This is a genomic window from Streptomyces sp. YIM 121038, assembly GCF_006088715.1.
In the GTDB taxonomy this organism is placed as follows: Bacteria; Actinomycetota; Actinomycetes; order Streptomycetales; family Streptomycetaceae; genus Streptomyces.
On sequence record NZ_CP030771.1, the window covers coordinates 5,828,872 to 5,855,273 of the forward strand.

Annotated in this window: 21 protein-coding genes; 14 read left to right on the forward strand and 7 right to left on the reverse strand. The window is 72.9% G+C overall.

Annotation, left to right across the window (positions count from 1 at the left end; all coding sequences use genetic code 11):
* The first annotated feature begins 120 nt into the window (after window positions 1-120).
* From C9F11_RS25050 to C9F11_RS25070, 5 genes are all read left to right on the forward strand, one after another.
* Complete coding sequence (locus tag C9F11_RS25050) at window positions 121-1,695, forward strand: serine/threonine-protein kinase (protein WP_138966961.1); 1,575 nt, start codon at window positions 121-123, stop codon at window positions 1,693-1,695.
* Between the two features lie 127 nt (window positions 1,696-1,822).
* Window positions 1,823-3,493, forward strand: coding sequence for a serine/threonine-protein kinase (locus C9F11_RS25055; RefSeq protein ID WP_138961356.1), 1,671 nt, complete (start codon window positions 1,823-1,825; stop codon window positions 3,491-3,493).
* Window positions 3,494-3,595: 102 nt separating this feature from the next.
* Window positions 3,596-5,329, forward strand: a complete 1,734-nt coding sequence (locus tag C9F11_RS25060) for a serine/threonine-protein kinase (RefSeq protein ID WP_138961357.1) — start codon at window positions 3,596-3,598, stop codon at window positions 5,327-5,329.
* A gap of 176 nt (window positions 5,330-5,505) precedes the next feature.
* Entirely contained in the window at window positions 5,506-7,122 is a 1,617-nt protein-coding gene (locus C9F11_RS25065; protein ID WP_138961358.1) for a succinic semialdehyde dehydrogenase, read from the forward strand.
* A gap of 73 nt (window positions 7,123-7,195) precedes the next feature.
* A complete protein-coding gene (locus C9F11_RS25070; protein WP_138961359.1) occupies window positions 7,196-9,028 on the forward strand; it encodes a GMC family oxidoreductase in 1,833 nt (610 codons plus the stop codon).
* Window positions 9,029-9,187: 159 nt separating this feature from the next.
* Here C9F11_RS25070 and C9F11_RS25075 read toward each other — a convergent pair whose 3' ends face one another.
* Window positions 9,188-10,354, reverse strand: a complete 1,167-nt coding sequence (locus C9F11_RS25075) for a hypothetical protein (protein WP_249401878.1) — start codon at window positions 10,352-10,354, stop codon at window positions 9,188-9,190.
* 279 nt (window positions 10,355-10,633) lie between these two features.
* Here C9F11_RS25075 and C9F11_RS25080 point away from each other — a divergent pair, with 279 nt between their 5' ends.
* Together C9F11_RS25080 and C9F11_RS25085 are read left to right on the forward strand one after the other, a co-directional pair.
* Entirely contained in the window at window positions 10,634-11,035 is a 402-nt protein-coding gene (locus tag C9F11_RS25080) for a hypothetical protein (protein ID WP_138961360.1), read from the forward strand.
* Window positions 11,036-11,219: 184 nt separating this feature from the next.
* Window positions 11,220-12,095: a hypothetical protein gene (locus C9F11_RS25085; RefSeq protein ID WP_138961361.1), complete on the forward strand. Its 876-nt coding sequence runs from the start codon at window positions 11,220-11,222 to the stop codon at window positions 12,093-12,095.
* Window positions 12,096-12,928: 833 nt separating this feature from the next.
* On the opposite strand, the gene C9F11_RS25090 is transcribed toward C9F11_RS25085, so the two are convergent.
* A complete protein-coding gene (locus C9F11_RS25090; protein WP_138961362.1) occupies window positions 12,929-13,234 on the reverse strand; it encodes a chorismate mutase in 306 nt (101 codons plus the stop codon).
* A gap of 650 nt (window positions 13,235-13,884) precedes the next feature.
* Between C9F11_RS25090 and guaA the strand changes: the two genes are divergently transcribed.
* Window positions 13,885-15,474 carry a glutamine-hydrolyzing GMP synthase gene (gene guaA, locus C9F11_RS25095; protein WP_138961363.1) on the forward strand — a complete coding sequence of 530 codons (1,590 nt, stop codon included), beginning with the start codon at window positions 13,885-13,887 and terminating at the stop codon, window positions 15,472-15,474.
* A 113-nt stretch (window positions 15,475-15,587) separates the two neighbouring features.
* Here guaA and C9F11_RS25100 read toward each other — a convergent pair whose 3' ends face one another.
* Window positions 15,588-16,067, reverse strand: a complete 480-nt coding sequence (locus tag C9F11_RS25100; RefSeq protein WP_138961364.1) for a pyridoxamine 5'-phosphate oxidase family protein — start codon at window positions 16,065-16,067, stop codon at window positions 15,588-15,590.
* A gap of 163 nt (window positions 16,068-16,230) precedes the next feature.
* On the opposite strand from C9F11_RS25100, the gene C9F11_RS25105 reads away from it, so the two are divergent.
* The 3 genes from C9F11_RS25105 (at window position 16,231) to C9F11_RS25115 (ending at window position 19,253) form a co-directional block, all read left to right on the forward strand.
* A complete protein-coding gene (locus C9F11_RS25105; protein ID WP_138961365.1) occupies window positions 16,231-17,016 on the forward strand; it encodes a class II aldolase/adducin family protein in 786 nt (261 codons plus the stop codon).
* A gap of 220 nt (window positions 17,017-17,236) precedes the next feature.
* Window positions 17,237-18,502: a hypothetical protein gene (locus C9F11_RS25110; RefSeq protein ID WP_138961366.1), complete on the forward strand. Its 1,266-nt coding sequence runs from the start codon at window positions 17,237-17,239 to the stop codon at window positions 18,500-18,502.
* A 223-nt stretch (window positions 18,503-18,725) separates the two neighbouring features.
* Window positions 18,726-19,253 (forward strand): DoxX family protein, encoded by a 528-nt coding sequence (locus C9F11_RS25115; RefSeq protein ID WP_138961367.1) that lies wholly within the window; start codon window positions 18,726-18,728, stop codon window positions 19,251-19,253.
* Here C9F11_RS25115 and C9F11_RS25120 read toward each other — a convergent pair.
* Entirely contained in the window at window positions 19,250-19,525 is a 276-nt protein-coding gene (locus C9F11_RS25120; RefSeq protein ID WP_138961368.1) for a hypothetical protein, read from the reverse strand. The two genes, C9F11_RS25115 and C9F11_RS25120, sit on opposite strands and share 4 nt — an antisense overlap.
* Window positions 19,512-20,840 carry a PspC domain-containing protein gene (locus tag C9F11_RS25125; protein WP_138961369.1) on the reverse strand — a complete coding sequence of 443 codons (1,329 nt, stop codon included), beginning with the start codon at window positions 20,838-20,840 and terminating at the stop codon, window positions 19,512-19,514. Before C9F11_RS25125 ends, C9F11_RS25120 begins: the two co-directional genes overlap by 14 nt.
* 228 nt (window positions 20,841-21,068) lie before the next feature.
* Here C9F11_RS25125 and C9F11_RS25135 point away from each other — a divergent pair, with 228 nt between their 5' ends.
* Window positions 21,069-22,355, forward strand: coding sequence for a PspC domain-containing protein (locus tag C9F11_RS25135; RefSeq protein ID WP_171075834.1), 1,287 nt, complete (start codon window positions 21,069-21,071; stop codon window positions 22,353-22,355).
* Window positions 22,352-23,086 carry a response regulator transcription factor gene (locus C9F11_RS25140; RefSeq protein ID WP_138961371.1) on the forward strand — a complete coding sequence of 245 codons (735 nt, stop codon included), beginning with the start codon at window positions 22,352-22,354 and terminating at the stop codon, window positions 23,084-23,086. The genes C9F11_RS25135 and C9F11_RS25140 overlap by 4 nt, the downstream gene beginning before the upstream one ends.
* A 125-nt stretch (window positions 23,087-23,211) precedes the next feature.
* On the opposite strand, the gene C9F11_RS25145 is transcribed toward C9F11_RS25140, so the two are convergent.
* Window positions 23,212-24,318 carry a C40 family peptidase gene (locus tag C9F11_RS25145; RefSeq protein WP_138961372.1) on the reverse strand — a complete coding sequence of 369 codons (1,107 nt, stop codon included), beginning with the start codon at window positions 24,316-24,318 and terminating at the stop codon, window positions 23,212-23,214.
* A 342-nt stretch (window positions 24,319-24,660) separates the two neighbouring features.
* Between C9F11_RS25145 and C9F11_RS25150 the strand changes: the two genes are divergently transcribed.
* Window positions 24,661-25,014 (forward strand): hypothetical protein, encoded by a 354-nt coding sequence (locus C9F11_RS25150; protein WP_138961373.1) that lies wholly within the window; start codon window positions 24,661-24,663, stop codon window positions 25,012-25,014.
* Between the two features lie 112 nt (window positions 25,015-25,126).
* On the opposite strand, the gene C9F11_RS25155 is transcribed toward C9F11_RS25150, so the two are convergent.
* On the reverse strand, window positions 25,127-26,401 hold the full coding sequence (locus tag C9F11_RS25155; protein WP_138961374.1) for a C40 family peptidase: 1,275 nt from the start codon (window positions 26,399-26,401) through the stop codon (window positions 25,127-25,129).
* Between the last annotated feature and the right edge of the window lies 1 nt (window position 26,402).

Genomic DNA, 26,402 nt, shown 5'->3' on the forward strand with positions numbered 1-26,402 from the left:
TCCGTCACAGTGCGGCTTCCGGCCACCCCCTCCCGTTCCCTGCCTCCCCACGCCTCCTTACCCTTGGCTCTGTCAGAACCTGGGCCCTGTCAAGACCAACTGCGGGGGAACGTGAATCAGATGCAGGGCCTGCTCCTCGCCGGCCGCTACCGGCTCGGTGAGTCCATCGGCAGCGGTGGCATGGGGCGGGTGTGGCGCGCGCGGGACGAGGTGCTGCACCGGGCCGTTGCCGTCAAGGAGCTGACGGCCGCCCAGTGGGTGCAGGAGGCCGACCGCGCGGTCCTGCTGACGCGCACCCAGACGGAGGCGCGGGCCCAGGCGCAGATCAACCACTCCGCCGTCGTCACCGTCCACGACGTACTCGAGTACGACGACCGGCCGTGGATCGTGATGGAGCTCGTCGAGGGCTGCTCGCTCGCCGACGCGGTCAAGGAGCGGGGCCGCGTCGAGGCGCGCGAGGTCGCCCGCATCGGCCTGTGGGTGCTGCGCGCCCTGCGGGCCGCGCACACCGCCGGGGTCCTGCACCGCGACATCAAACCGGGCAACGTCCTGCTGTCGGACGACGGCCGGGTGCTGCTCACCGACTTCGGCATCGCGGCGATCGAGGGCGACAAGACCATCACGCGCACCGGCGAAGTGGTGGGCTCCGTCGACTATCTGGCGCCCGAGCGGGTCAGCGGCGCCAACCCCGGCCCGGCAGCCGACCTGTGGGCGCTCGGCGCCACGCTGTACACGGCGGTGGAGGGCAACTCGCCGTTCCGCCGCACCTCGCCGCTCGGCACCATGCAGGCCGTGGTGACGGAGGAGCCCGCGGCGGCCGCGCACGCCGGAGCCCTCGGCCCGGTCATCGCCGCGCTGCTGCGCAAGGACCCGACCGCGCGGCCGAGCGCGGACGAGGCGGAGCAGATGCTCGCCGAGGCCGCGGAGGGGCGCAGGCCCAGCACCGCGCAGGCGTACGTACCGACGCGGACCAACCAGCTGCCGCCGCCCGTGGCCCGGCCCGTGGCCCAGCCCGCGACCGCGCAGCAGACGGCCCCCGCGACCCCCACGCCCGCCCCGGCGCCCGGCAGGGGCCGCTGGGCCAGGCGGCTCGCGCTGGTCGCCGCGGCGGCGCTGCTCGGCGGCGGCGCGGTGTTCGGATACCTGCAGTTCGGCGGTGACAACGGCGACCGCGCCCGCGCCGAGGCCAGCGAGGGGCAGGAGACCAAGGGCGGCAAGGACGGCAAGGACGGCGACCGGATCGTCGGCGGCATCCCCGCCGACTGGGAGCGGGTGCGCGACGCCGAGGGCTTCAGTCTGATGCTGCCCAAGGGCTGGTCGCGACGCGTCGACGGCAACCAGATCGACTACACGCCGGACAACGGCCGCCACTTCGTGCGCATCGCCATCGACCGCAGCCCGGACTTCGACAGCCCCTACGCCCACCAGATCGACCTGGAGCGGCAGCTCAAGCTGCCGAACTACCAGCGCCTGCACCTGAACTCCAACAACTTCCGCGACCACCCCGGCGCGCTGTGGGAGTTCCGCTGGACGGCGGGTTCGAGCGACACCACCAAGGGCCCCCGGCACGCCATCGAGCAGGGGTACATCAACGGGGACGGTGTCGAGTACATGATCTACATGTCGGGCCCCGAGGCGAGCTGGGACACGACGCGGGAACAGTTCGACGCGGTGCTGCGCGGCTGGCGCGACTGACCCCGCGTTGGCGGCCTGAAGCGGTGCCGCGCGACTGCCCCCGCGCGGGCGGCCTGAACTGGCCGGTCTCCGGCCCCACCTGCGGTGGTCCGGATCGATGGCCACACCTCTGGGGCATGATGGCCGCATGGGGAGCCTGGGTGACAGCACCCGTGTGATCGCCGGTCGTTACCGCATCGAAGCGCGGCTCGGCCGGGGCGGCATGGGTGTCGTGTGGCGGGCCAGTGACCAGCTCCTCGGCCGCCGGGTCGCCGTCAAGGAGCTCGCGGTCGACGAGACCCTCTCCGAGGAGGAGGCCGCCCGGCAGCGCGAGCGCACCCTGCACGAGGCGCGCGCGGTGGCGCGGCTGAGCCATCCGCACATCGTGGTCGTGCACGACGTGGTGGTCCAGGACGGCCACGCGTACCTCGTCATGGAGTACGTCGACGGCGTGTCGCTCGCGCGGCGCATCGCCCGCTCGGGGCCGCTCGGCCCGCACGCGGCGGCCCGGGTCGGTCTCGATCTGCTCGGCGCGCTGCGCACCGCGCACGCCGCCGGGATCCTGCACCGCGACCTGAAGCCCGCGAACGTGCTCATCGAGGAGGCCACCGGCCGCGTCGTCCTCACGGACTTTGGAATAGCGCAGGTCAGCGGGGCTACGACACTCACCGAGAGCGGGTCGTTCGTCGGTTCGCCGGAGTACACCGCGCCCGAGCGGATGTCCGGCGAGCGGACCGGGCCCGCGTCCGACCTGTGGTCGCTCGGGGCGCTGCTCGTCACGGCGGTCACCGGCGAGTCGCCGTTCCGCCGCGACTCGATCGGCGGGGTGCTGCACGCCGTCGTCTTCGACGAGATACGCCCGCCGCCCGCCGCGGCACCACTCGCGCCCGTCGTCCTCGGGCTGCTCGAACGCGACCCGGAGCGACGGCTCGACGCGGCCTCGGCGGAGCGGCTGCTGCGGACGTACGTCGTGACCGGCACGATGCCGAGGCTCGACGGGGACCGGTCGGGCTCCGGTCTGCTGCCTGCCGCGTTATGGCCGGGCCGCCAGCCGTCTACCCCCCGTGACCTGCCCCGATACCAGCGGACCAGGGCCGCGGTGCTGCTGCCGCTGCCGGCGGATCCCTACGAGCCCGGACCGGTCACCCGGCAGCGGCTGAACCGGCGGCAGGGCCGCACCATGCTCATCGCCGCCGTCCTGGTCGCCGCCGTGGCGGGCGGCGCGGTCTCGGCCGCCGCGCTCCTGCTCGGCCGCGACGGCGAAGGGGAGGGGGGAAATCCGGCCACGTCGGCCACGCGGGACGTGCCCGGCACCGCGGCCACCGGCGCTCCCCGGCCCACGGCCACCTCCACGGTCACCAAGACGCCGGACTCCGTGCGGCCCTCCACGCCCGACGCCCCGCGCGGCTACCGCCTGGCGAAGGACCCGCGCGGCTTCACGCTCGCCGTGCCCACGGGCTACCGGCGCACCACGGACGGACCGCGCACCTACTACACCTCCCCGGACGGCGCCTTCCGCGTCGGCATCGAGGCCGCGGCCCCGGTGCCCGGCGGCCCGTCCGCGGCCCAGCGCCGCGCGCACGCGGCGGGCCCCGAGCGCGTCCCCGGCTACCGCGACGGGCAGGTCACCGAGACCACCCGCAACGGCCGCCCCGCCGCGCTGTGGCAGTTCACCCGGGACGGCCCGCTCCGCACCTACGACCTGTGCTGGGAGGAGGGCGGGCGGATGTACGACGTGTGGGTGTCGGCTCCGCTGCCCGAATCCGGGCGGGGGCGGCGGTACTTCGACACCGCGGTCGACACGTTCGTACGCCGCTGACGGGCCCGGCGGGGGCGTGAGTTCCCGGGCCGTGCATCACCCCGGTCACAAGTGGGGACCCCGGCTGGAATCAGACACGTCAGGCAAGGTAGTCATGGGTCCATGAGCAACGACGGGGGAGCCGGGCACGGCCCGCAGGACACCACCAGTTACGGGCTGCAGCCGCCACGGCCCGCCGATCAGGGCGGGACGCCGTACCCCCATCCGTACGGGGAGCCGGCGCAGGCCGTCCCGGGCCAGCAGGCGCCGTACGGCGGGCAGTCGCCGTCCGGACCGCAGGCGTCGTCCGCGCGGCCCACCCGGTCCGACCCGGGTACGGGACGGCTCGTGGGCGGCCGCTACCGGCTGCTCTCCAAGCTCGGGCACGGCGGCATGGGCACGGTCTGGCGCGCCAAGGACGAGACCGTCGACCGCGAGGTGGCCGTCAAGGAGCCGCGCCTGCCCGACCACCTGCCCGACCGCGAGCGCGCCAACGCCTTCGAGCGGATGCGCCGCGAGGCCCGCGCCGCCGCCCGCCTCGACCACCCGGCGGTCGTGAACGTCCACGACGTCGTCGTCGAGGACGACCAGCCGTGGATCGTCATGGAGTTCGTACGGGGGCGCTCGCTCGGCGCCGCGCTGCGCGAGGGCACCCTCGGCGCGCGGGAGGCGGCGCGCGTCGGCCTCGAAGTGCTCGGCGCCCTGGAGGCGGCGCACGCGGCGGGCATCCTGCACCGCGACGTGAAGCCGGACAACGTGCTGCTCGGTGACCACGACCGCGTCGTCCTCACCGACTTCGGCATCGCCCAGATCGAGGGCGAGACGAATCTGACGGACACCGGCGGCTTCGTCGGCTCGCCCGAGTTCATCGCCCCCGAGCGCGTCCTCGGCCAGCGCCCCGGACCGGCGTCCGACCTGTGGTCGCTCGGCGTCGTCCTGTACGCGGCGACGGAGGGCGTGTCGCCGTTCCGCCGCAGCAACACGCCCGCGACTCTGCAGTCCGTCCTGAACGCCACGCCCGCGGCGCCCGCCTCCGCGCAGGGACCGCTCGCCGACGCCATCAACGGCCTGCTGCACAAGGACCCCGCGCACCGCCCGAACGCGGGGCGGGTGCGGGCGCTCCTGGAGGAGGCCGTGCGGCCGCCGCAGCCCCCGCCGACGCAGGTGGTCACGGTCGCGGGCGACCCGGGCGGGCCGGGCGCGCCGCGCGGCAAGGGCGTCTTCCTCGGCCGCAAGGCGCTCGTGGTGATCGGCGCCGCGGTGGCCGCGGCGGTGGTGGCGGGCGTGCTCGTCGCGGTGAACCCGTTCGGCGACGGCTCGTCGGACGCCGGGCCGTGGGAGGAGCACGCCGAGAAGAAGCTCGGCGCCACCGTCTCGGCGCCCGAGGGCTACGACAGATGGGTGCCCGGCGACGACGCGGCACCGAAGGAGCACTGGGTCTCGTTCCGGGACTCCAGCGGTCAGATCTCGGTGACGCTGACCCTGGACAAGAAGTCCGAGGACGACCTCAACTACATCGCGGGCACCTCCATGGCCGAGGCGTACGAGGACATGAAGGACCTGGACCAGGGCAGTTCGGTGCTCGGCTCGTCGCTGAGCCCGGACGAGCTGCGGCCGGGCAAGAAGACCACGCAGAGCGACTACCGGGGCAGCCAGTCCGCGGAGAACCTCATTCCGTACACGAACAAGGAGAGCGAGACGGAGTACCCGCGCGAGGCCACGATCTTCTACTACCGGACCAAGTCCGGCGACATGTACAAGCTGTGGATCGACTACCCGGCCAAGAGCGACTTCACCGAGCGCGGCCGTGAGGTGGCGCGGAAGGCCATCGAGGATCTGGAGATCAGCAAGCCCTGATGCGGTGTCGCACGCGGGCAAGGCGTGACCGACGTCGACTAACGCGCTGATCAGCGGCTTTGCTGCCAGCAGGCACTGGCGCGGTGTCGGGCGGCCGTCGGGCCCGCGTGCGAGACCGGTGAAAGCTCGTTACCCATGGGTACCCAAAGCGTCCGCCCAGGCATACGCTCACCGTCATGACGGACTCGCAGGCCCCCGCGGCACCCCTCGGTACGAACCCGATCGCCCAGGCCCCGCGCGGCGCCCGCACCGCCGCCGACGTGGTCACGCCCGAACTGGTCGCCCAGCTCACCCGCGATGTGCTCGGCTCGGGTCGCACGGCCAACCACACGCCGTTCACCGGCGAGCGGCTCGCCGAACTGCCCGAGTCCACGCCCGAGGACGTCGCCACCGCCTTCGAGCGGGCCCGTACCGCGCAGATCGCCTGGGCGCGCACGCCCGTGCGCCGGCGCGCCGCGGTGCTCCTGCGCTTCCACGACCTGCTGCTCCAGCGCCAGGGCGAGGCGCTCGACCTGATCCAGCTGGAGACCGGCAAGGCGCGCCTGCACGCGCACGAGGAGATCCAGGCCGTCGTCGTCGCGGCCCGCCACTACGGCCGCCGCGCGCCCGCCTATCTGAACCCCAAGCGCCACACCGGTGTCGTACCGGCCCTGACGAAGGTCACCGAGCTGCGCCAGCCGCGCGGCGTCGTCGGCCAGATCGCGCCCTGGAACTACCCCCTTGAGCTGTCCATCGGTGACGCCCTGCCCGCGCTCGTCGCGGGCAACGCCCTGGTCATGAAGCCGGACACGGAGACCGCGCTGACCGCGCTGTGGGCCCGGGACCTCATCATCGAGGCGGGTCTGCCCGCCGAGGCGTTCCAGGTCGTGCTCGGCGACGGTCCCGTCGTGGGCCCCGAAATCGTCAAGCACGCCGACTACGTCTCCTTCACCGGCTCGACGCGCACCGGGCGTGAGGTCGCCACGGGCGCCGCCGCCCGGCTGGTCGGCGTCTCCCTCGAACTCGGCGGCAAGAACGCCATGCTGGTCCTGCACGACGCCGACGTGGACAAGGCCGCCGCGGGCGCGGTCCGCGCCTGCTTCTCGTCCGCGGGGCAACTGTGCATCTCCATCGAGCGGTTGTACGTCCACGAGTCGGTCGCGGACGCCTTCGTCGAGCGGTTCGCCGCGCGCACCAGGGCGATGCGGCTCGGGCGCTCGCTCGCGTACGGCGCCGAGATGGGCTCGCTGGTCGGCGAGCGGCAGCTGGAGACCACCCGGCGGCACGTCGACGAGGCCGTCGCCAAGGGCGCCACCCTCGTCGCGGGCGGCACGGCCCGGCCCGACATAGGCCCGTACTTCTACGAGCCGACCATCCTCGACGGCGTCGAGGCGCCTATGGCCGTGTGCACGGAGGAGACCTTCGGCCCGGTCGTCTCGATCTACCGCTTCACCGACGAGAACGAGGTGGTGGAGCTCGCCAACGCGACGCCCTACGGCTTGAACTCCTCGGTGTGGACGAAGGACGGCAAGCGCGGCCGCGCCGTCGCCGCCCGTCTGCGCACCGGCACCGTCAACGTCAACGAGGGCTTCGCGCCCGCCTACGGCAGCGTGCAGTCGCCGATGGGCGGCATGAAGGACTCGGGCCTCGGCCGCCGCCACGGCTCCGAGGGCATCCTCAAGTACACCGAGGCACAGACCGTGGCCCACCAGCGCCTCATCCCGCTCGCACCGTCCTTCGGCATGGACGACGAGAAGTACGCGAAGTTCATGACGACGAGCCTGAAGGTGATGAAGGCCTTGCGGCTGCGTTGACGGGAGCGCCCCGAAGGGGCGCGGGGAACTGCGCGACCAGCCACGACGAGCCCGCAGATGCGAGGAGACCCCCATGCCGCAGGAGAACTCCGTCCAGAGCGAGGACAGCGAGGGCGACTACGACGTCATCGTCATAGGATCCGGCTTCGGCGGATCCGTGGCCGCGCTGCGGCTCACGGAGAAGGGCTACCGCGTCGGCGTGCTGGAGGCGGGCCGCCGCTTCACGCGCGCCACCCTGCCCAGGAACTCCTGGGACCTGAAGAACTACCTCTGGGCTCCCGCCCTCGGCCTGTACGGCATCCAGCGCATCCATCTGCTCGGCAACGTGATGGTCCTGGCGGGCGCGGGCGTGGGCGGCGGATCGCTGAACTACGCGAACACGCTCTACGTACCGCCTGCGGCGTTCTTCGACGATCCGCAGTGGAAGGACATCACGGACTGGCAGGACGAGCTGCGTCCGTACTACGAGCAGGCCGAGCGCATGCTCGGGGTGCGGCTCAATCCGACGACGACTCCTTCCGACGTCCATCTCAAGGCGGCCGCCGAGGCCATGGGGGTGGGCGACAGCTTCCACATGGCACCGGTCGGTGTCTTCTTCGGTGACGGACGGGACGCCACCGGTGAGTCAACGGCCAGACCCGGCGCGGAAGTTCCCGACCCGTACTTCGGCGGCGCGGGCCCCGCGCGCCGGGCCTGCACCGAGTGCGGCGAGTGCATGACGGGCTGCCGCCACGGCGCGAAGAACACGCTCACCGAGAACTACCTGTACCTCGCCGAGAAGGCCGGCGCGGTCATCCACCCGATGACGACCGTCGTCGCCCTCACCGAGGACTCGCGCGGCGGCTACGCGGTGGCCACGCTGCCCACCGACAACAAGCGCAAGGGCAAGGGCCACACGTTCCGGGCCCGCCGGGTCGTCCTGGCCGCGGGCACCTACGGCACACAGACGCTGCTGCACCGCATGAAGGACAGCCATCTGCTGCCCCGCGTGTCCGGGCGGCTCGGCGAGCTGACCCGCACCAACTCGGAGGCCCTGGTGGGCGCGCAGACCTCCGACCGGCGCTACCGCAAGCGCCACGGGGGTGCCCCGGGCGGCCGGGCCGACTTCAGCCGGGGCGTGGCCATCACCTCGTCCATCCATCCGAACGGCTCCACCCACATCGAGCCCGTCCGCTACGGCAAGAAGTCCAACGCCATGGGCAGCCTGACCCTGCTCCAGGTGCCGTACACCGCCAAGGGCGGCAAGGCGCGGGTCGCGGGCTGGCTCGCCAACTCCGCCCGGCACCCGGTGCTCACGCTGCGCTCCCTGTCGAACCGCCGCTGGTCGGAGCGGACCATCATCGGCCTGGTCATGCAGACCCTGGACAATTCGCTGACCACGTACCGCAAGGAGAAGGGCCTGGGCAAGGGCCTGCTGACGGCCCGGCAGGGCCACGGCGCGCCCAACCCGGACCAGATCCCGGAGGCCACGCGTGCCGCGACCCTCATCGCCCAGGAGATCAACGGCTTCCCCGGCTCGAACGTCGGCGAGCTGATGGGCACCCCGCTCACCGCGCACTTCCTGGGCGGCTGCCCGATCGGCGACTCCCCCCGGACGGGCGTCATCGACCCGTACCACCGGCTGTACGGGTACCCGGGGATCTCCGTGGTCGACGGCTCGGCGGTGTCCGCGAACCTCGGTGTGAACCCGTCGCTGACGATCACCGCGCAGGCGGAGCGCGCCATGTCGTTCTGGCCGAACAAGGGCGGCACCGATCCGCGTCCCGCACAGGGCACGGCGTACGCACGTCTCGCACCGGTCGAGCCGAAGTCCCCGGCGGTCCCCGCGGACGCGTTCGGGGCGCTGCGGCTGCCGTTCCTCGGGGTGCCGGTGGTGCCGCCCAAGGGCGGATCCGCGGCGCCTTAGGGGCGACCGGGTTTCAGGGCTCCCGCGACGCCCCGGGGCCTCAGGGCTCCCGACGGCCACTCCCGGAGTCCGGACAGCGAAAGGACCTGCACCCCCCTCCGAGTGCAGGTCCTTCGCGTCCATGGGTGGCCGCGTGGTCACACGCGCGCGTGGAGCGCGTTACGCGGCGTCCGAGTTACCACGGCGGCGCACTACGAACACGGCGCCCGCGCCCGCGACGACGGCGACGCCGCCGACGATGCCGATGGTCGGCAGCGCGGAGCTCGACCCGGTCGCGGCGAGGCTGCCGCTGGGCGTCGGGGCCGTCGTGACGGTGGTGTGCTTGATGGGCTTGGCGCCGCCCTGCGGCTTGGGGGCGGGGCGCGGGGCGGGCCGGTCCGGCAGCTCGACGGCCTCGCCCGGGTAGTCGATGTCGCTGCCCGGCTTCAGGACCGTGAACTCGAAGAAGTCGAACGAGCTGTGCGTGCATTCGAGCTCGGCGTCCGTGTAGCCGCCGAGGCCGAGCGCGTAGCCCGGGCCCGCCGGGGCCTTGGCGCTGATGTCGAGGCGGAGCTTGAGCTCGATCTGCTCGTGGGCGCCGAGCGTGGTCTTCCCGAAGTAGCTGCCGTCCGAGACCTCGTCGATGATCGACTTCCAGCCACCGGCCGTCGGGTCGAGGTACTGGATGCGCGCGTACGTGCTCAGCCAGTTCCGCTCGTGCTCGCTGTTGGAGAAGTTGTCCACGGCCGCGAGCCAGTTGACCTCGCCGAGCTCGTCGTCGCTGGAGTTGGCGGCGGTCAGCGTGAACTCGTGCCAGCCGCTGCCCGCGGCGATCTTGCGGGGCAGGCCCTTGAGGCTCAGTTCGAGGCGGCTCTCAAGGTCGTCGCCGGTCTTGTCGTCGACCTCGCAGGGCTCCGGCGTGGGGTCCTTCTCGTGGTCCTTGCCCCGGGACGGGGGCTTGTCGCCCTCTTCGCCGCCGGGCTTGGTGGCGTCGTCACCGGGCTTGCCGCCGGGGTCCTCGCCGGGCTTGTCACCTGGCTTGTCGCCCGGCCTGTCACCCGGCTTTTCGCCGGGCTTCTGGGCGTCGCCGGGCTTGCCGCCGGCCTCACCGGGCTTGTCACCCGGCTCATCCGGCTCGGCGCCGCTGTCGCCGGGCTCGCCGGGCTTCTCCGTCGGCTCCTGCGTGCCCGGCGTGGGCGTGCCGGAGGTCTCCGGGGTCTCGCTCACGCTCGTGCCCGGCGTCACGGCATCGCCCTCGGTCGCGAGCGCGGCCGGGGCCGAGAGCAGCGCGAGCGGGGCGAGCGCGGCAGTCGTGGCCGCGACGGCCAGGGCACGGCGAAGCTTCATGAAGACCTCGGTGAGTCCGGCGTACCGCGCGTCCCGCGTGGTACGAAGCTGGGGCCTCCGCGCCGGGGCACGGAAGTGGCCGTAGTTACGCATGCATGACTTGTGTTTCCTGTGAATGGTTGCATCCGAACTCACGGAAACTTTATGTGCGTTGGGTCACATCTCTGGAGGATGTGAAGAGCCCGGGCTTGTGCGGTCCTCATGGGGTGTCGTAGAACTTCCCCCGTTTGCAAGCGAGATGGAACCTGCCGCCGGGCAACGGGCGGGGGAGGGGGCACAGTGTCCGTACAGTCGCCGCGTGAGCCCGATGACGAGGCGCCCATACCCGACGAGGTGTGGCGGAGGTTCGCGGAGGACAGCGAGCGCGAGATCCGCGCGTCGGCGCCCAAGGAGCCGTCGGCGCGGGCGCGCATGGTGGCCGAGCGGCTGCGCAAACTGGACGCCGAGGCGGCCCGGCAGCAGGCCGAGGGCACGGTGGGGCGCAAGCGCCGCAAGCGCAAGGAGGCGGCCGCGGAGCCCTGGCGCCCGGACGACTGGCGGTCCGCGCCCGTGGGGCCGCGCCGCGGCGGCGGCCGTTCCGGACGGTGGCGCCAGGCCCGCAGCGTGGTGATCGTCGTGGGCTTCATGGTCCTCGCGATCCTGCTCCTGAGCCCGTACCGGTTCTGGCCCTGGCTCGGCTGACCGTTTGCAATTCGATGCCGATCCGTGGAACCGCCCGCGGCGATCTTCGGTCGTAGAAGGGGTGCGGGTGACTCCGCACGCAGGGCTCCGTGGCGACGGGCAGGGCTCCGCCGGGGCGAGACGGGTCCGCGGGGGCGATAGGTCCGCAAGCCCGCGGGGCGAGCAAGGGTGAAAGTGGGGGAACGTGAAGTCAGCTGTGTCGCGTGTGGTGGTGGCCGCCTCGGTCGTGGCGACGCTGGGCCTGACCGCGGCGTGCGGCGGCGGTGACGGCGGCGGCCGCGACGGAGCCAAGTCGTCGACGGAGCAGGCGAAGCCGAAGGGGTCGGGCGGCGGCGAGTCGGGCGGCGGGGAGTCGGGCGGGACCGGCGCGGCTGACGGAGGCGGTGGGCCGGGTGGTACGTCGGGCGGCTCGTCGGGCGGTGGTCGCGCACCGGCGAAGCTGACGGCCGCCTCCCTGGCCAAGGGCGACGTCCGCGGCCACGACGTGGCGCCGCGCAGGCCGAACAAGCTGGAGGCCGCGTGGGCCGGCGCGCCGGCCTCCCCGGCCGCCTGCGCCCCGTTGGCGGACCTCCTGACGCCCGCCACGCCGCCCGGGGCGAAGGGGCACGTCGGCCGCACGGTCACCGGCAAGAGCACCCGCGCCATGTCGACGACGGACGTCGAGCTGTACGCGTACGACGACGAGGACGCGGCCGAGCGGGCCCTCGCGGATCTGCGCGCGGCGACCAAGGCCAAGAGGTGCTCCGCCTTCCGCACGGGCGACCTGCGCTACTCGGGCGTCAAGACGCTGACCGCGCCGGACAAGGGTGACGGGGCCGTCAGCTACCGCCTCGGCGGCCGTCAGGGCGAGTTCGTGAAGCGCTGGACGGTCACCGTCGTGCGCAAGGGATCCACGCTCGTGTCCTTCGCCGCGTCGAGCCTGTACGACCCCCAGAGCGTGGCGCGCGACGACGAGAGCCGGGAGGACGGCGGGTTCGACCAGCCGACGGCGGACAGGGCGGACACCCAGCCGAAGGTTCCGGCGGCGGTCATGGACGCGCAGCTGGCCAAGGTGAAGTAGCGGACGCGGGCGGCGCCGCCGGGGGAGCCCCGGGTCGGGGGCCCCAGGTCGGGGGAAGCCCTGCGTCGGGGGGAGCCCCGGGTCGGGGGAGCCTCGGCGACACCGCCCGCCGAAACGAGCGAAGGGCCCCGCGGGACGGATCCGCGGGGCCCTTGGCTGTCAGCACCGACGTCAGGGCAGCGTCGGTGCTTCGGGGCGGCGCCGGGGGGAGTGCGCCGCTGGTTCGTGTGCCGGTGGCCGACCCGGCGCGCAAGGGGCGCACGGCTGGTTTAGACCAATGGCAATGAAGTTCTGCAAGGGGCGGCTGCCCGCTCGCCCTCTACGCATCGTGGAGGATGGCTGGTTCTCTGCGCAACCGTTTCGACTACATCCACTTGTGCCCGAGGGGAACACCCGGGCGGGAGGCCTGGAGGCCGGTCGGCTCCGGGCGTCCCCGGAGCCGACCGTTCCCTGGGTGACCGGGCTGCTGTCCCCTGCCGTCCGGTCACATCTCTGGGGCGAGGTCCCACGGCGTACGGGTGATCCGTACGCCTCATCGCCCCAGCGGAGGAGCCACGCGTGGTTCTTTCGGGCCGCCCGCCCCTGGCTGGCACGGACACCGGGACCAACGAAGCCCGTCGGGAACCGGTCACGCGCCGTACGGGTGAGAAGGCGTCCGAACTCAGGTCCGTGGCGCAGTGGTTCCGCGTGCGCACGTGCCCGCGCGGGACGGCCCTTGCGGTGGGCTGCGGTGGGCTGCGATGGGTCTCGGCGTGGCCGCGGCGTGGCCGCCGTGCGACTGCCGTGCGACTGCCGTGCTGCTGGGGTGCGGCTGCCGTGCGGGCCGGGTGGCCTCAGACCCGGCCGCGGCACAGCTCCAGGAGCGTCATCGCGAGCGCGGTGCCGGGCTTGCCGAGCGCGTCCCGGTAGTGGGCGAGGATCTCCATCTCGCGCGAGAGGTTCACGCGCCGCCCGCCCGAACTGATGCGGGCCTCCTGGATCACCGCGGAGACCGCCATCCGCTCCTGGACCAGACCAATGATCCGGTCATCGAGCGCGTCGATCCGTTCACGGGCACCGCCGATCAGCTCGGCGGCTTCGGGCGTACGGGCACCCGTCCGCTCGGCGGGGGTGGTGGGCTGCTGCGTGGTGGCGGTCATGGTGGGGCTCCTCGCTGGAGTCGTCTGGCGGGGGTGCCCCGGAGCGAAGGACCCGGAAACGACAGGACGCCCCGGGCCTTTCGGCCCGGGGCGCCTGGGAAGTCGCTTGTCAGGAGATCAAGCAGCTCGACCATGGCAGCCGGCGGGCCGGTTGCCATAGGTAAAGAGGAAGCCGAGGTGCTTGTTCACGGAGCCAGTATGCCCCCAGGCGTGCGCGGCGGGTCAAACCGGGTGTGAGCTGGCTCGCATACTGAGACGCACGCTCGGTCATGGCGCCCCTGCCTCCCTACGGGCGGCCCCTCCGCTCTGCGGGGCCCTCCGCCCCGGGGGGAGAGAGAGCGGGCGGGCACAGGGCGGACCGCCGCCGCGCCTGCTCCCCGCCCTCGCCCCCCACCTCGGCGGACCTCGGCCCAGCCTCCAGCGGGCCCCGTGCAGGGGCGGAGCGGTTCCCTGAGCGGGGTCGGGGGCGGCCGCCGAGGGGCCCCGCCACCGGGGCCGCGGGCCCGTCGTCCGTCGGATACGACGAAGGCGCCACGGCCGGGCCCGTTAGAATCGACAAAACAACCCCAGCTCCAACCGCGCGCGCACCCCTCGTGCACCCTTCCGCTCACGAACCTCCTGCGCACGCTCAACGCCGGAAGGCCGCCGCCGTGTCCTCAGCGACTCCCGCTGCCGCCGCTCCCGACACCGTTCTGGTCGTCGACTTCGGAGCGCAGTACGCCCAGCTCATCGCCCGCCGCGTCCGCGAAGCCCGGGTCTACAGCGAGATCGTGCCGAGCACCATGCCGGTCTCCGAGATGCTCGCCAAGAACCCCGCGGCGATCATCCTCTCCGGCGGCCCGTCTTCGGTGTACGCGGAGGAGGCCCCCTCGGTCGACCGCGCCCTGTTCGAGGCGGGCGTCCCCGTCTTCGGCATGTGCTACGGCTTCCAGCTGATGGCCACCACCCTCGGCGGCACCGTCGACAACACCGGTGCCCGTGAGTACGGCCGCACCCCGCTCAGCGTCTCCAAGCCCGGCTCGACCCTCTTCGAGGGCACCCCGGCCGAGCAGTCCGTGTGGATGTCGCACGGCGACGCGTGCAGCGCGGCCCCCGAGGGCTTCGCCGTCACCGCCTCCACGGACGTCGTCCCCGTCGCCGCCTTCGAGAACGACGAGAAGAAGCTCTACGGCGTCCAGTACCACCCCGAGGTCATGCACTCCACGCACGGCCAGCAGGTCCTGGAGCACTTCCTCTACCGCGGCGCGGGCCTGAAGCCGAGCTGGACCACCGGCAGCGTCATCGACGAGCAGGTCACCGCCATCCGCGCCCAGGTCGGCACCAAGCGCGCCATCTGCGGCCTGTCCGGCGGCGTCGACTCCGCGGTGGCCGCCGCCCTGGTGCAGAAGGCCATCGGCTCCCAGCTGACCTGCGTGTACGTCGACCACGGCCTGATGCGCAAGGGCGAGACCGAGCAGGTCGAGAAGGACTTCGTGGCCGCCACCGGCGTGCAGCTGAAGGTCGTCGACGCCCAGGAGCGCTTCCTCACCGCCCTCGCCGGTGTCTCCGACCCGGAGACCAAGCGCAAGATCATCGGCCGTGAGTTCATCCGCGTCTTCGAGCAGGCGCAGGCCGACATCATCGCCGAGGGCGCCGCCGACGGCGAAGAGGTCGCCTTCCTCGTCCAGGGCACGCTCTACCCGGACATCGTCGAGTCCGGCGGCGGCACCGGCACCGCCAACATCAAGTCCCACCACAACGTGGGCGGCCTCCCCGAGGACCTGGAGTTCGAGCTCGTCGAGCCGCTGCGCCAGCTCTTCAAGGACGAGGTGCGCATGGTCGGCCAGGAGCTCGGCCTGCCCGACGAGATCGTCCAGCGCCAGCCCTTCCCGGGCCCCGGCCTCGGCATCCGCATCGTCGGCGAGGTCACCAAGGACCGCCTCGACCTGCTGCGCGAGGCCGACGCCATCGCCCGCGAGGAACTCACCGCCGCCGGTCTCGACCGCGAGATCTGGCAGTGCCCCGTGGTGCTCCTCGCCGACGTCCGCTCCGTGGGCGTCCAGGGCGACGGCCGCACCTACGGCCACCCGATCGTGCTGCGCCCCGTCTCCTCCGAGGACGCGATGACGGCCGACTGGTCCCGCCTGCCGTACGACGTGCTCGCCCGCATCTCGACCCGCATCACGAACGAGGTCGCCGACGTCAACCGCGTCGTCCTCGACGTGACCAGCAAGCCGCCGGGCACCATCGAGTGGGAGTGACCCGACCGTCGGGGCCCCGCCCCACGACAGGTCCGGGCCGCACGGCCCGCCCGCGCGCCCAGGTCTGAACGCCGGTGCCGCCGTCCCCGCCGGGGACGGCGGCACCGGCGTTCTCACGTCCGCCGTGTCGTGCGCACCGGCTGCCCCGGCTTCCACAGCTGCACGGCCAGGTACTTCTCGTCCTCGATGGCCGTCCGCACGACCTCCGTCAGCTCCACCCGGAACAGATGGAACGCCGACGGGTCCGGCGGCCGCACCTCGTCCGTGTACCGCTTCACGGTCTCCGGGTCGCGCACCTCCACCGCCCGGCCGGAGATCCGCACGTCCCCGCCGCCCATCTCCGTGCCCGACCCCAGGTTCGCCTGGAGCGTGCACCGCGGATCGCGCCGCAGGTCGAGCGCCTTGAGCGAACCCGGCATCATCCCGAGCCACAACTCGCCGTTCAGGAACCTGACTTCCAGTCCCGACGTGCGCGGCGACCCGTCCTTGCGCAGCGTCGCCAGAACGTGGTGCGTGAACGCTCCGAACCGCTCCTCGACCGTGCGGGCCAGCTCGGGTTCCGCGGTCGCGAAGGCCTTCCAGTTGTCTGTCATGCCGACAGTCTGACGCATATACCCGACAGCTCCTGTCTCCTTTTCCTGGCCGCCGCACTACCACCCGGCACACCCGGCTCCAGACTCTCTTCACAGAAGGCCCCTGTCGCCCTTCGCTGACCGGCGGTAACTTCCGCTCCGTACGGCCAGGAACGGAGGACAGATGCGGGCGCCCACACCCATACCCGTCGAGCGGCTCCAGTTCGCCATGCCCCCGGTGCACGACAGGCCGGAGGACGAACGGCGCCACCGCAAGGAACGCCTCGCCGGTGCCCTGCGCGTCTTCGGCCGCCTCGGCTACGAGGACGGCGTCTCCGGCCACATCACCGCGCGCGACCCCGAACACCCGGACTGCTTCTGGGTGAACCCCTTCGGCATGCCCTTCAAGCACATCACCGTCAGCGACCTCGTCCTCGCCAACGCGGCGGGGCAGGTCGTGGAGGGGCGCCACCACGTCAACCAGGCCGCGTTCACCGTCCACGCCGAGGTCCACCGGGCCCGGCCCGACGCCGTCGCCGTCGCGCACTGCCACTCCGTCCACGGCCGCGCCCTCGCCGCCCTCGGTGAACTCCTGGAGCCGATCACCCAGGAGTCCTGTGCCTTTTACGAGAGCCATGCCCTGTACGACACCTACACGGGCGTCGCCGTGGACGCCGTCGAGTGCCGCCGCATCGCCGCCGCCCTCGACGACCACAAGGCGCTCGTCCTGCGCAACCACGGCCTGCTCACCGTGGGCGGCTCCGTCGACGCCGCCGCCTGGTGGTTCATCTCCATGGAACGGTCCTGCCAGGTCCAGCTCGCCGCCCGGGCCGCGGGCCGCCCGGTGCTCATCGCCCACGACGAGGCCGTACGGACCCGGGAGCAGCTCGGCGGCGACCTCGTGGCCTGGATCAACTACCAGTCCCTGTGGCAGGACATCAGCCGCTCCGAACCCGATCTGCTCGCCTGAACCCGTCGCACCCACCGCCCGGCCGGGCCCGACCGGGCCCCACGTCAACACGCGTGACCTCCGACCACCCCCGCTGACCTGACCCGCGGAACGCGCACAGGCGTCCGTACGGCACAATTCCCAGTCATTGCAAGGTAGTTCGCGGGCGCGTGGGCGGCGGCAGAGCCGGTCACGAGTTCGATCACGGCCTCGGCCGAGGGCGGGGAAGGCGGGGTACGCGGTGGCGGTGCAGGAAGCCAGGCAGAGTACGCACGGGGGTGGCTGCACGTGCGGCGACTGCCCGCACGGCGCACGCGAGGGGCACCGGCGCGCCGTGGCCGCGTTCCTCGCCAAGCGCGACGAGTTGGCGGCCGGGCACGGGGTGCCCGCGGCCGTCGTGCACTCGGCGGGCGCGTCCCGCCAGTGGGTGTCGGACGAGCTGACCCAGTCCGCCAGGGCCGTCGCCGAACGCGGGCGCGCCGAGGGGGCGGCCTGGCTCGCCCGGCTGTGGCGGTACACCCTCGTCGCCGTCTGGACGGGCGTCGTCGCGCTCCTGCTCGTCCAGGCGCTCACGGCCGTCGGCAGCGGCTGGACGGACACGCGCACGGCCGGACTGCTCGCGGCGCTCGCCGTGGCCTTCCTGCTGTCCGGTGCCGCGTATCTGCACCGCGCGCGCGGGGGCGTGCTCGCGCCCGTCATCGGTGAGGACAACCGTCTGTCCACCTCGCGTGCCGTCGCCGCCTCCTGGGTGTTGCTCGTCGTCTTCGCCGTGCTCGTCCTCGCGGGTGAACTCGCCGCGGCCACCGGTGACGACGAGCGCGACGCCCTCATCGACGGCCTCCAACTCGACCGCGTCGCGGGCCTGGTGACCGTCCTCGCCGTCGTCTGCGCCGTCGCCGTGCTGGTGCGGCGGGTCGTGGGCCTCAGGGTCCTCGCGCAGAAGCTGCAGAAGGTGCGCGCCGACCGGCCCAGGGCCGCCGATCTCCTCACCGACGACTCGGGCCGCGGCCACTTCGCTGACGCCCAGTACCTCCTCGTCAGCACCGCCGCCGTCGTCTTCGTCGCCGTCCGGCTGGCCCGTCGGCCCGAGCAGCTGCCCGACCTGCCGTGGGGGCTCGCCCTCCTCGTGCTCGTATCGGCCGCCACATACGTGGCGGGCAAGTACTCCGAGGGCGGCCGACCCGTGATCCTCTCCGTCGTCCGGGCCCGGGAGGCGGGCGATCTGGACGCGCCGATCCGCACCGGCGACGACATCGAGATCCGCGGCGCGGGCTTCGTGCCCCCCGGCGCGCAGAACGCGGACCGTCTCGCCCGGATGGCCGTCCGCATCGGCGCGGTCCACGTCCACGTGCCGCTCGTGCCGGTCGCCGGGGGCTTCACCAACCCGTCGGACACCGTCCTGACCGTGCCCGTGCCCGTCGACGTCGAGCCCGGCCGCGTCGACGTCCAAGTGATCACGGCGGCGGGTGTTGAGACCAACCGCTGCACCATCGACGTGACGGACTGACCGCCCCGCCGCACCCGCTTCCGCACGGACCGCGCGATCCACCGCCCGGCAGTCCGCACCGCGCCGAATGGACGCATGTGCTCCCCCTCCCGCGTGCCCGGAACCGCCAACCCCCCGCGGTTTCCGGGCACACCTCACGCAATCCGCCGCACGCCACTGAGCGGCGGCTCCCTTTCCTACGTATCGTCAGTTGACGGCTCAACGGGAGAGGCGGCGGACAGCCATGGTTCACGGCATGCGCACGGACACCCACACCGGCTATGCCCGGCGGACCGGCTGGCGGGACACCGCCACCCGCTACGCCCTGCTCCCGTTGAGGATCTTCCTCGGAGTCACCTTCATCTACGCGGGCCTGGACAAGCTCACCGACAGCGCCTTCATGAAGGAGAGCGGCGCCGGCTCGATCGGCGAGCAGATGCACAACATCCGCGACATCTCCGCCCTCCCCGAACTCGTCGACCTCGCCCTGAAGAGCCCCGTCGGCTTCGGCTACGCCATCGCCCTCGGTGAACTGGCCGTCGGCATCGGCACCCTGATCGGCCTGCTCGCCCGGGTCGCCGCGCTCGGCGGCGCGCTGATCTCGCTCAGCCTCTGGCTGACCATGAGCTGGTCCGCCGAGCCCTACTACTACGGCAACGACCTCGCCTATCTGATGGCCTGGCTGCCTCTCGTGCTCGCCGGGGCGTCCTTCCTCTCCGTCGACGCCTGGATCGCCCAACGCCGCGATGCCTCCGGGCTACGGCTGCGCTAGCCCCGGCCCGACCCGCTCGTGCGCGTCTCGCCCGGGCCCATGGTGCGCGTCCCGTCCTCGCGGCCTGCGGCGCGGGCCCGGCGGCCCTTGCGTATGCCGTGGGCCACGGTCGCCGTGGCGCCCGCGAGGCACAGACCTCCCGTCACGATCGGGATGATCACGAACCAGGGCGTGTCCCACAGACCGCCCGCGTCGCCCGCGTAGACGAGCCCGGCGAGCGTCACGAAGAAGCCCGCGACCAGCCGGCCCGGCTGGAACTCATGACGCAGCACGTGCCACCTCCGCCTGCCCGACGCCGACCTCGAGCCGCAGGTCGAGCGTGCCTTCGCCCTTGACGCCCGCGGGCGGGTCCAACGTCACCGTCTTCTGCTTGCCGGGGGCGATGTCCACGTCCTGGCTGTCGTCGCTCGGCAGCTGGATGTCGCCGACACCCACCTCGATCCTCACGTCCACCTTGGTGTCCTCCGGCACGATCACCTTCAGCTTTCCGGCGCCCACCTCCGCCCGCGTGCGCACCGTCTGGTCCTTGCGGAGGTCGACCCGGCTCAGATCCAGGGTGGCGACGCCCGTCCCCAGCTCGTACCGAGGGCGGATGTCCGAGGCCGTGGCCGGGGTCCAGTCCTTGCGTATCCAGTCCGCCGTGATGTTCTTCGGCAGGGCCGCGGAGGTGGCGACGAGGGCGGCGGTGATCACCGCGAGCACGAGGGAGCCCGCACCCGTGCGCCCCAGGAACGAGCTGATCGCGATGCCGAGGCCGAGCACGCCGAGCGCACAGGCGAACCCGGTCTCCAGGCTGGTGCCCAGCGGCTGGTCCTCCCAGGTCAGGCTCGTGCCGAGGCCGGCCGCGAGCAGGGCGGCCAGAAACACCCAGCCACCGATCCAGCGCGGCCCGCGGCGCCCCGGCGGCTCCTTGTCCAAGGGAGGCGCACCCCACGCCGAGGTGTGCCCCGGGGGCGGCTGATACTCCACCGCGACCGGCTCGGGGCCCCAGAAGTACTTCGGCGGGCCCTCCTCGCCGGCGGGGGTGCGCCACCAGGACGGGGCCCCGGTCACGGGCGGCGCCTTCGTCTCCGGCGGGGCGTCCGCGACGGCCTGGGCGGCCGCGGGGTCCGGGTCCGGGGTGCCGCGCTGGCGCGACCAGTACCCCGCGCCCGCGAGGAGGACGCCGAGGACGGCGGCGAAGGTCAGCGCCCCGCTGTTGCCGATCAAGGTCAGGAACACGCCGCAGCCGACGAGGGCGAAGAGGACGGCGGTCAGGGCGTGGCCGTCCACGCGGGCGGTCAGCAGCCGTCGCGCCTCGTTCTCCTCCTCTCCCTCGTAAGGGATGAGCAGCCAGGCGAAGCCGTAGAAGACCAGGCCGAGACCGCTGGTGACCGCGAGCACGGCCAGGCCGATGCGGAAGATCACCGGGTCCATGTCGCAGTGCCGGCCGAGGCCCGCGCACACGCCGCCCAGCTTGCGGTGCCGGGGGTCGCGGCGGAACTTCCGCTCGCGCGCGACCTCCGGATCGCCCGGCACCTCGGCCGTCGCGGACGGATGATCGCGCGGCGGGGCCTGTGGACCCGGCGCGGGCTGCTGATCTGTCATGAGTCCATGGTGACGGCCCCGCCCCGCCCGCGGCAGTCGGGACAACCCTGGCCGAACCCTGATATCGCCCCTGACGGCCCCGGAGCCGCACCCCTGATACCGGCCCCGCGCCCGGCACCGCCCTGCCCTCGACCCCGTGACCGGCCCCGGCGCCGGCCCCGAGATCAGGGGAGTCTCGGGGATCGACCCTGATGCCCCCGGCCCCGCCCGCGTGTGACCATCGGTGGCATGCCAGACGCCGCAGCTGTACCCATCGAAGACGAGCGGCCGCTGCGGAAGCTCTATCGCAGCGGTGAGGGCCGCCTGCTCGGCGGGGTCGCGCGCGGCCTCGCGGGCCACCTCGGCCTGCCCGTCATCTGGGTCCGGCTCATCTTCATCGGCCTCTTCACGGCGAACGGCCTCGGTGCCCTGCTCTACGCGGCGTTCTGGTTCTTCGTGCCGCTCGGCGTCGGCGGCGTCGCCGCCCAGCGCGCCGCCGTGGTCACCACGGAGACGGCGGCGGACGGCCGCCGCAGACTCGTCGCCCGCAAGCCGGACAAGGGCCAGATCGTCGCGCTCCTCGCGATGCTCGCCGTCGCCATGGTCTTCGTCGGCAGCGTGGACCTCGGCGGCCCGACGAAGGCGTATCTCTGGCCGACCCTGCTCGTCGCCGCCGGTGTCGCCCTCGTCTGGCGCCAGGCGGACAACGCCCGGCGGGCCCGTTGGATGGAGGTCGGCCGCAAGCGCCGCACCCTGACGATCGCCCGGACCGCGGCCGGTGTGCTCCTCGTCGGCGTCGGCGTGTCCGGCATCTTCGTGCTGCGCGGCTCCGCGTCCGACCTGGGCGCGGCCCTGCAGGCGGCGCTCGCCGTGCTCGTCGGCATAGCGCTGCTCGCGGGCCCCTATCTCGTACGGATGACACAGGACCTCTCCGAGGAGCGGCTGATGCGCATCCGTGCCCAGGAGCGCGCCGAGGTCGCCGCCCACGTGCACGACTCGGTGCTCCACACCCTGACGCTCATCCAGCGCAACGCGGACAGTCCCGGTGAGGTCCGCCGCCTCGCCCGCGCGCAGGAGCGCGACCTGCGCGCCTGGCTGTACAAGCCGGAGGGCACCGGCAAGGAGGAGGCGGAGGAGCCCGACACCCTCGCCGAGGCGGTCCGGCGCAACGCCGCGGAGGTCGAGGACAAGCACGGCGTCCCCATCGAGGTCGTCGTCGTCGGCGACTGTCCGCTCGACGAGCGCCTGACGGCACAGATGCAGGCCGCGAGAGAAGCGATGGTGAACGCCGCCAAGTACGGTGGCGAGGGCGGCGCGGTGCAGGTCTTCGCCGAGGTCGAGGGGGAGACGGTCTTCGTGTCCGTCCGCGACCGCGGCCCGGGCTTCGACCTGGACGCGGTACCGGACGACCGCATGGGCGTACGAGAATCGATCATCGGCCGCATGCAGCGCAACGGCGGTACGGCGCGGCTGCGCACGGTGCCGGGCGGCGGCACGGAAGTCGAGCTGGAGATGGAGAGGACGGCGGCGACATGAGCGACGCGACCGAAGCGAGCGGGCCCGTGGATCCGGCCGCCGGGGCAGCGGAGGCCGGGACCGGCGCCGCACGGCGGGTGAAGGTCGTCCTGGTCGACGACCACCGGATGTTCCGCACGGGAGTGCAGGCGGAGATCGGCCAGACCGAGCGCACGGGGGTCGAGGTCGTCGGCGAGGCCGCGGACGTCGACCAGGCGGTCACCGTGATCACGGCGACCCGGCCCGAGGTCGTGCTGCTCGACGTGCACCTGCCGGGCGGCGGCGGGGTGGAAGTCCTGCGCCGCTGCGCGCCGTTGATGGCGGACGCGGAGAGCCCGGTGCGGTTCCTCGCGCTGTCCGTCTCGGACGCCGCCGAGGACGTCATCGGCGTCATCCGGGGCGGTGCCCGCGGCTATGTCACCAAGACCATCACCGGCACCGACCTGGTCGACTCGATCTTCCGGGTGCAGGAGGGCGACGCGGTGTTCTCGCCGCGCCTCGCCGGGTTCGTCCTGGACGCCTTCGCCTCGACGGACGCGGCGCCGGTCGACGAGGACCTGGACCGCCTCACCCAGCGCGAGCGCGAGGTCCTGCGCCTCATCGCGCGCGGGTACGCGTACAAGGAGATCGCCAAGCAGCTGTACATCTCCGTGAAGACGGTCGAGTCGCATGTGTCGGCGGTCCTGAGGAAGCTCCAGCTGTCGAACCGGCACGAGCTGACGAGGTGGGCGACGGCCCGGCGACTCGTCTGACGGGCCCGCCCCGCCCCGCTCAGACGCCCGCCCCGCTCCGCTCCGGCGCCCGCCCCGCTCCGGCGCCCTGCCCGCCCCGCGGCCGTCCGGCGGCTAGTCCCGCTCGTCCCGCTCCCGCGCGGCCCTCACGCCACCCGTGTGGCCCCCGCGAACGGCATCTGGTCGATGGGGGCCAGCCGGACCGGAGCGCTGGGGTTGGGGGCGTGGATCATCTGGCCGTTGCCCACGTAGAGGCCGACGTGGCTGATGCCGGAGTAGAAGAACACCAGGTCGCCCGGCTGGAGTTCGGAGCGTCCGACGCGGCGGCCCGCGTCGATCTGGGCGTAGGTCGTGCGCGGCAGGGAGACGCCCGCCGCGCGGTAGGCGGCCTGGGTGAGGCCGGAGCAGTCGAAGGCGTTCGGGCCCGTGGCGCCCCAGACGTAGGGGCTGCCGAGCGCCTTGTAGGCGTACGAGACGGCCTTCGCGGCGCGGGAGTCGGGGGCCTTCACGGCGCCCGCCGGGGCCGCGCCACGTGCGTCGTCCCGGGAGGCCCGGCCGGAGCCGTCGGAGCCGTCCGAGCCGTCCGAGTCCGCTGTGCCGGGGCCGTCTTCGCCGCGCTCGGCGCGGGCGAGGCGCGCCCGTTCGTCGGCGGTCAGCCGGGCGAGCAGCCGCTTGGCCTCGCCGAGCTTGCCGGTCACGGTCTTCTTGTGCTTCCTCAGGTCCGCCTGGCGGGACTTGAGGTCCCCGAGAGTGTCGTCGGCCTCGGTGTGGAGCTGGTCGAGCTCCCTGACCTGGCGCCGTACGTCGGCGACCTCGGCGGCCTGGCGGCGGCCCGCGCGGTCGGCGCGGGTGGCCCGGTCGAGGAAGGCGTCCGGGTCGGCGGAGAGCGCGAGCTGGACGGACGGGTCGACGGCTCCGGCGCGGTACTGGGCGGTGGCCAGTGAGCCCAGCCCTTGGCGCGCCGAGTTGAGCCGCTCCGTCTTGCGGGCGGCCTCGTCGCGCAGGTCCCGCAGGGACTCCTCGGCCCGGTCGGCCTTCTCCTTGGCGCCGTTGTACTTCTCGGTGGCGACCTCGGCCTCGCGGTAGAGCCTGTCGACCTTGGCCTGCACCTCACCGGGGGTGAGCCGCGGTTCGGCGTGTCCGGTGCCCTCGAAGGCGGTCGCCGTGGCGGCCGACGCGAGGGCGAGGGTGGCGGCGGTACGGGCCGTATGGCCGCTGAGCGAGCGCTGCTTCGGCTTGCGGTGCTGTGCCACGGAGGCTCCACGTCCTTCCACAGTGGCCAGGTCCGGTTACGGGTCCGGCGGCGCCGCGCACAGGGGGAACGGGGCGCCGCCGGACTTCTCGGCGGTGATGTCCGGCTGCCGTCCCTGGTCCGGACGACGGTGAGGAGCCGGTCACCGGTCATGGACGCTAAACCTCGCCGTCACCGGGTCGTGACCTGTTGTGCGGAAGTGGCGCCCGCGGCCCGCTCGTGACCGGGCGCGACCGCTCCGGCGGCCGGTCGGCACCCGCTTCACCCGTTCCTGTGACCGATGTGGTGTTTGTGGTCCACCTGCCTGAAGGGGGGTGATACGGGCCCGGTTAGGCTCCGCCCCATGGACGTACTCATCCATCTCTTCGTCGGCCTGCACATCATCGGCATCGCCTCGCTCCTGGGCGGCTTCCTGACCCAGATGAAGGCGATGGGTGCCGGGACGGCCCGCTTCAGCCCCCCGATGCTGCACGGCGCGCTCACCATGCTGATCACGGGCGTGGCCCTGGTCGGCCTGAACCAGGCCGACGACAACGAGGTCAACAACCTCAAGATCGGCATCAAGATGGCGGTCCTCGTCGTGATCCTCGGGCTCGTGTACCTGAAGCGCGACGAGGAGAAGGTGGACAAGGCGATGTTCGGCGCGGTCGGCGCGCTGACGACGGCGAACATCTTCATCGCCGTCCTGTGGACGTAGCATCGCCGTCCTGTGGACGTAAGCGCCCGCTGCCCGCGTTTTCGGCCCTCTACGTAGAAGAGCGACTTCTACGTAGAGGGCCGAAAACGTGTCGCCCTCCTAAGGGGCGGGGTCAGGCGGGCCGGACCACGCTGTGGATCGGCATGTAGTAGATCGACTCGACGCGTACGTTCGCGCCCGGCTTGGGGGCGTGGATCATCTTGCCGTTGCCTATGTAGATCCCTACGTGGCTGATGTCGTCGTAGAAGAAGACCAGGTCACCGCGTTTGGCGCTGGACGTGGGCACCGTCGTGCCGACCTTCACCTGGTCCCAGGTGGTGCGGGGCAGTGAGATCCCGGCGGTCTTCCACGCGGCCCGCGTCAGCCCGGAGCAGTCGTAGGAGCCGGGGCCCGTGGCGCCCCATACGTAGGGCTTGCCGATCTGCTTCTCGGCGAAGCCGATCACCTTCTCGGCCTTCGCGGCGTACCCGCCGTCCGTGCTTCCGGAGCCCGAACCGGAACCGGAGCCCGAACCGGAGTCAGAGTCGGAGCCGGAACCCGATCCCGAGCCGGTACCGGAGCCGGACCCGGTACCGGCACCCGACCCGGCCCCCGTCCCCGAGCCGCCGCCGGAGCCCTGCTCCCGCTCCTTCCGGGCCTCCTCCGCCTTCCGCTTGCGCTCCTCCTCGGCCTGTTTGCGCGCCAGCTCGGCGGCCTTGCGCCGGGCCGCCTCCTCCTTCCGCTTCTCGATCGCGGCGAGCCGCGCCTTCTCCTCGGCGGTCAGCTTCGACAGGAGGGTGCGGGCCTCGCCGAGCTTGGTCTGGACGGTCCGCTTGCTCGACTTCAGCTCGTCGCGGGAGTCGCTGAGCGTCTTCAGGCCCTTCGTGGCCCTCGCGCGCTGCTTGGTGGCCGCCACCTGCCGCGTCTGGTAGTCGTCGACCGCCTTCTTCTGGCGGTTGGTGAGCCGGTCCGCGAGGTGGTTCTGGTCGAAGAAGCCCTTCGGGTCGTCGGCGAGCATCAGGGCGGCGGTCTCGGAGACGGCGCCGGTGCGGTACTGGGCGGCCGCGAAGGAGCCGAGCTGCCGACGGGCCTCGTTCAGGTCGTCCGTGCGCTCGGCGACGTCGTCCAGGAGCTTGTCGACGTGCTTGCGCTGCTTGTCGGTGCGCTCCTTCGCCGAGTTGTACTTCTGGGTGGCCACGCCCGCCTGGTGGTAGAGGTCGTCGACCTTCTTCTGGACCTCTTCGAGACTCGGTTCGGCGGGCCTGGTGGGCTCCGCGGGAGCGGACGGTGCCGCGTTCGCGCTCTGTGACAGGAGCGCTACGGAGGTCAGCGCGGCCGTCGTGATGCCGAGTGCGGGGGCGCTGCGTGCCAGGGGGGAGCGGGTGCGCGGCTTGCGGTGCGACGCCAAG

Excerpts from the sequence above, each read along its gene's own strand:
- C9F11_RS25050 (WP_138966961.1), top strand. The coding sequence starts at position 121 with ATGCAGGGCCTGCTCCTCGCCGGCCGCTACCGGCTCGGTGAGTCCATC.
- C9F11_RS25055 (WP_138961356.1), top strand. The coding sequence starts at position 1,823 with ATGGGGAGCCTGGGTGACAGCACCCGTGTGATCGCCGGTCGTTACCGC.
- C9F11_RS25060 (WP_138961357.1), top strand. The coding sequence starts at position 3,596 with ATGAGCAACGACGGGGGAGCCGGGCACGGCCCGCAGGACACCACCAGT.
- C9F11_RS25065 (WP_138961358.1), top strand. The coding sequence starts at position 5,506 with ATGACGGACTCGCAGGCCCCCGCGGCACCCCTCGGTACGAACCCGATC.
- C9F11_RS25070 (WP_138961359.1), top strand. The coding sequence starts at position 7,196 with ATGCCGCAGGAGAACTCCGTCCAGAGCGAGGACAGCGAGGGCGACTAC.
- C9F11_RS25075 (WP_249401878.1), bottom strand. The coding sequence starts at position 10,354 with ATGAAGCTTCGCCGTGCCCTGGCCGTCGCGGCCACGACTGCCGCGCTC.
- C9F11_RS25090 (WP_138961362.1), bottom strand. The coding sequence starts at position 13,234 with ATGACCGCCACCACGCAGCAGCCCACCACCCCCGCCGAGCGGACGGGT.
- C9F11_RS25100 (WP_138961364.1), bottom strand. The coding sequence starts at position 16,067 with ATGACAGACAACTGGAAGGCCTTCGCGACCGCGGAACCCGAGCTGGCC.
- C9F11_RS25105 (WP_138961365.1), top strand. The coding sequence starts at position 16,231 with ATGCGGGCGCCCACACCCATACCCGTCGAGCGGCTCCAGTTCGCCATG.
- C9F11_RS25115 (WP_138961367.1), top strand. The coding sequence starts at position 18,726 with ATGGTTCACGGCATGCGCACGGACACCCACACCGGCTATGCCCGGCGG.
- C9F11_RS25125 (WP_138961369.1), bottom strand. The coding sequence starts at position 20,840 with ATGACAGATCAGCAGCCCGCGCCGGGTCCACAGGCCCCGCCGCGCGAT.
- C9F11_RS25135 (WP_171075834.1), top strand. The coding sequence starts at position 21,069 with ATGCCAGACGCCGCAGCTGTACCCATCGAAGACGAGCGGCCGCTGCGG.
- C9F11_RS25140 (WP_138961371.1), top strand. The coding sequence starts at position 22,352 with ATGAGCGACGCGACCGAAGCGAGCGGGCCCGTGGATCCGGCCGCCGGG.
- C9F11_RS25150 (WP_138961373.1), top strand. The coding sequence starts at position 24,661 with ATGGACGTACTCATCCATCTCTTCGTCGGCCTGCACATCATCGGCATC.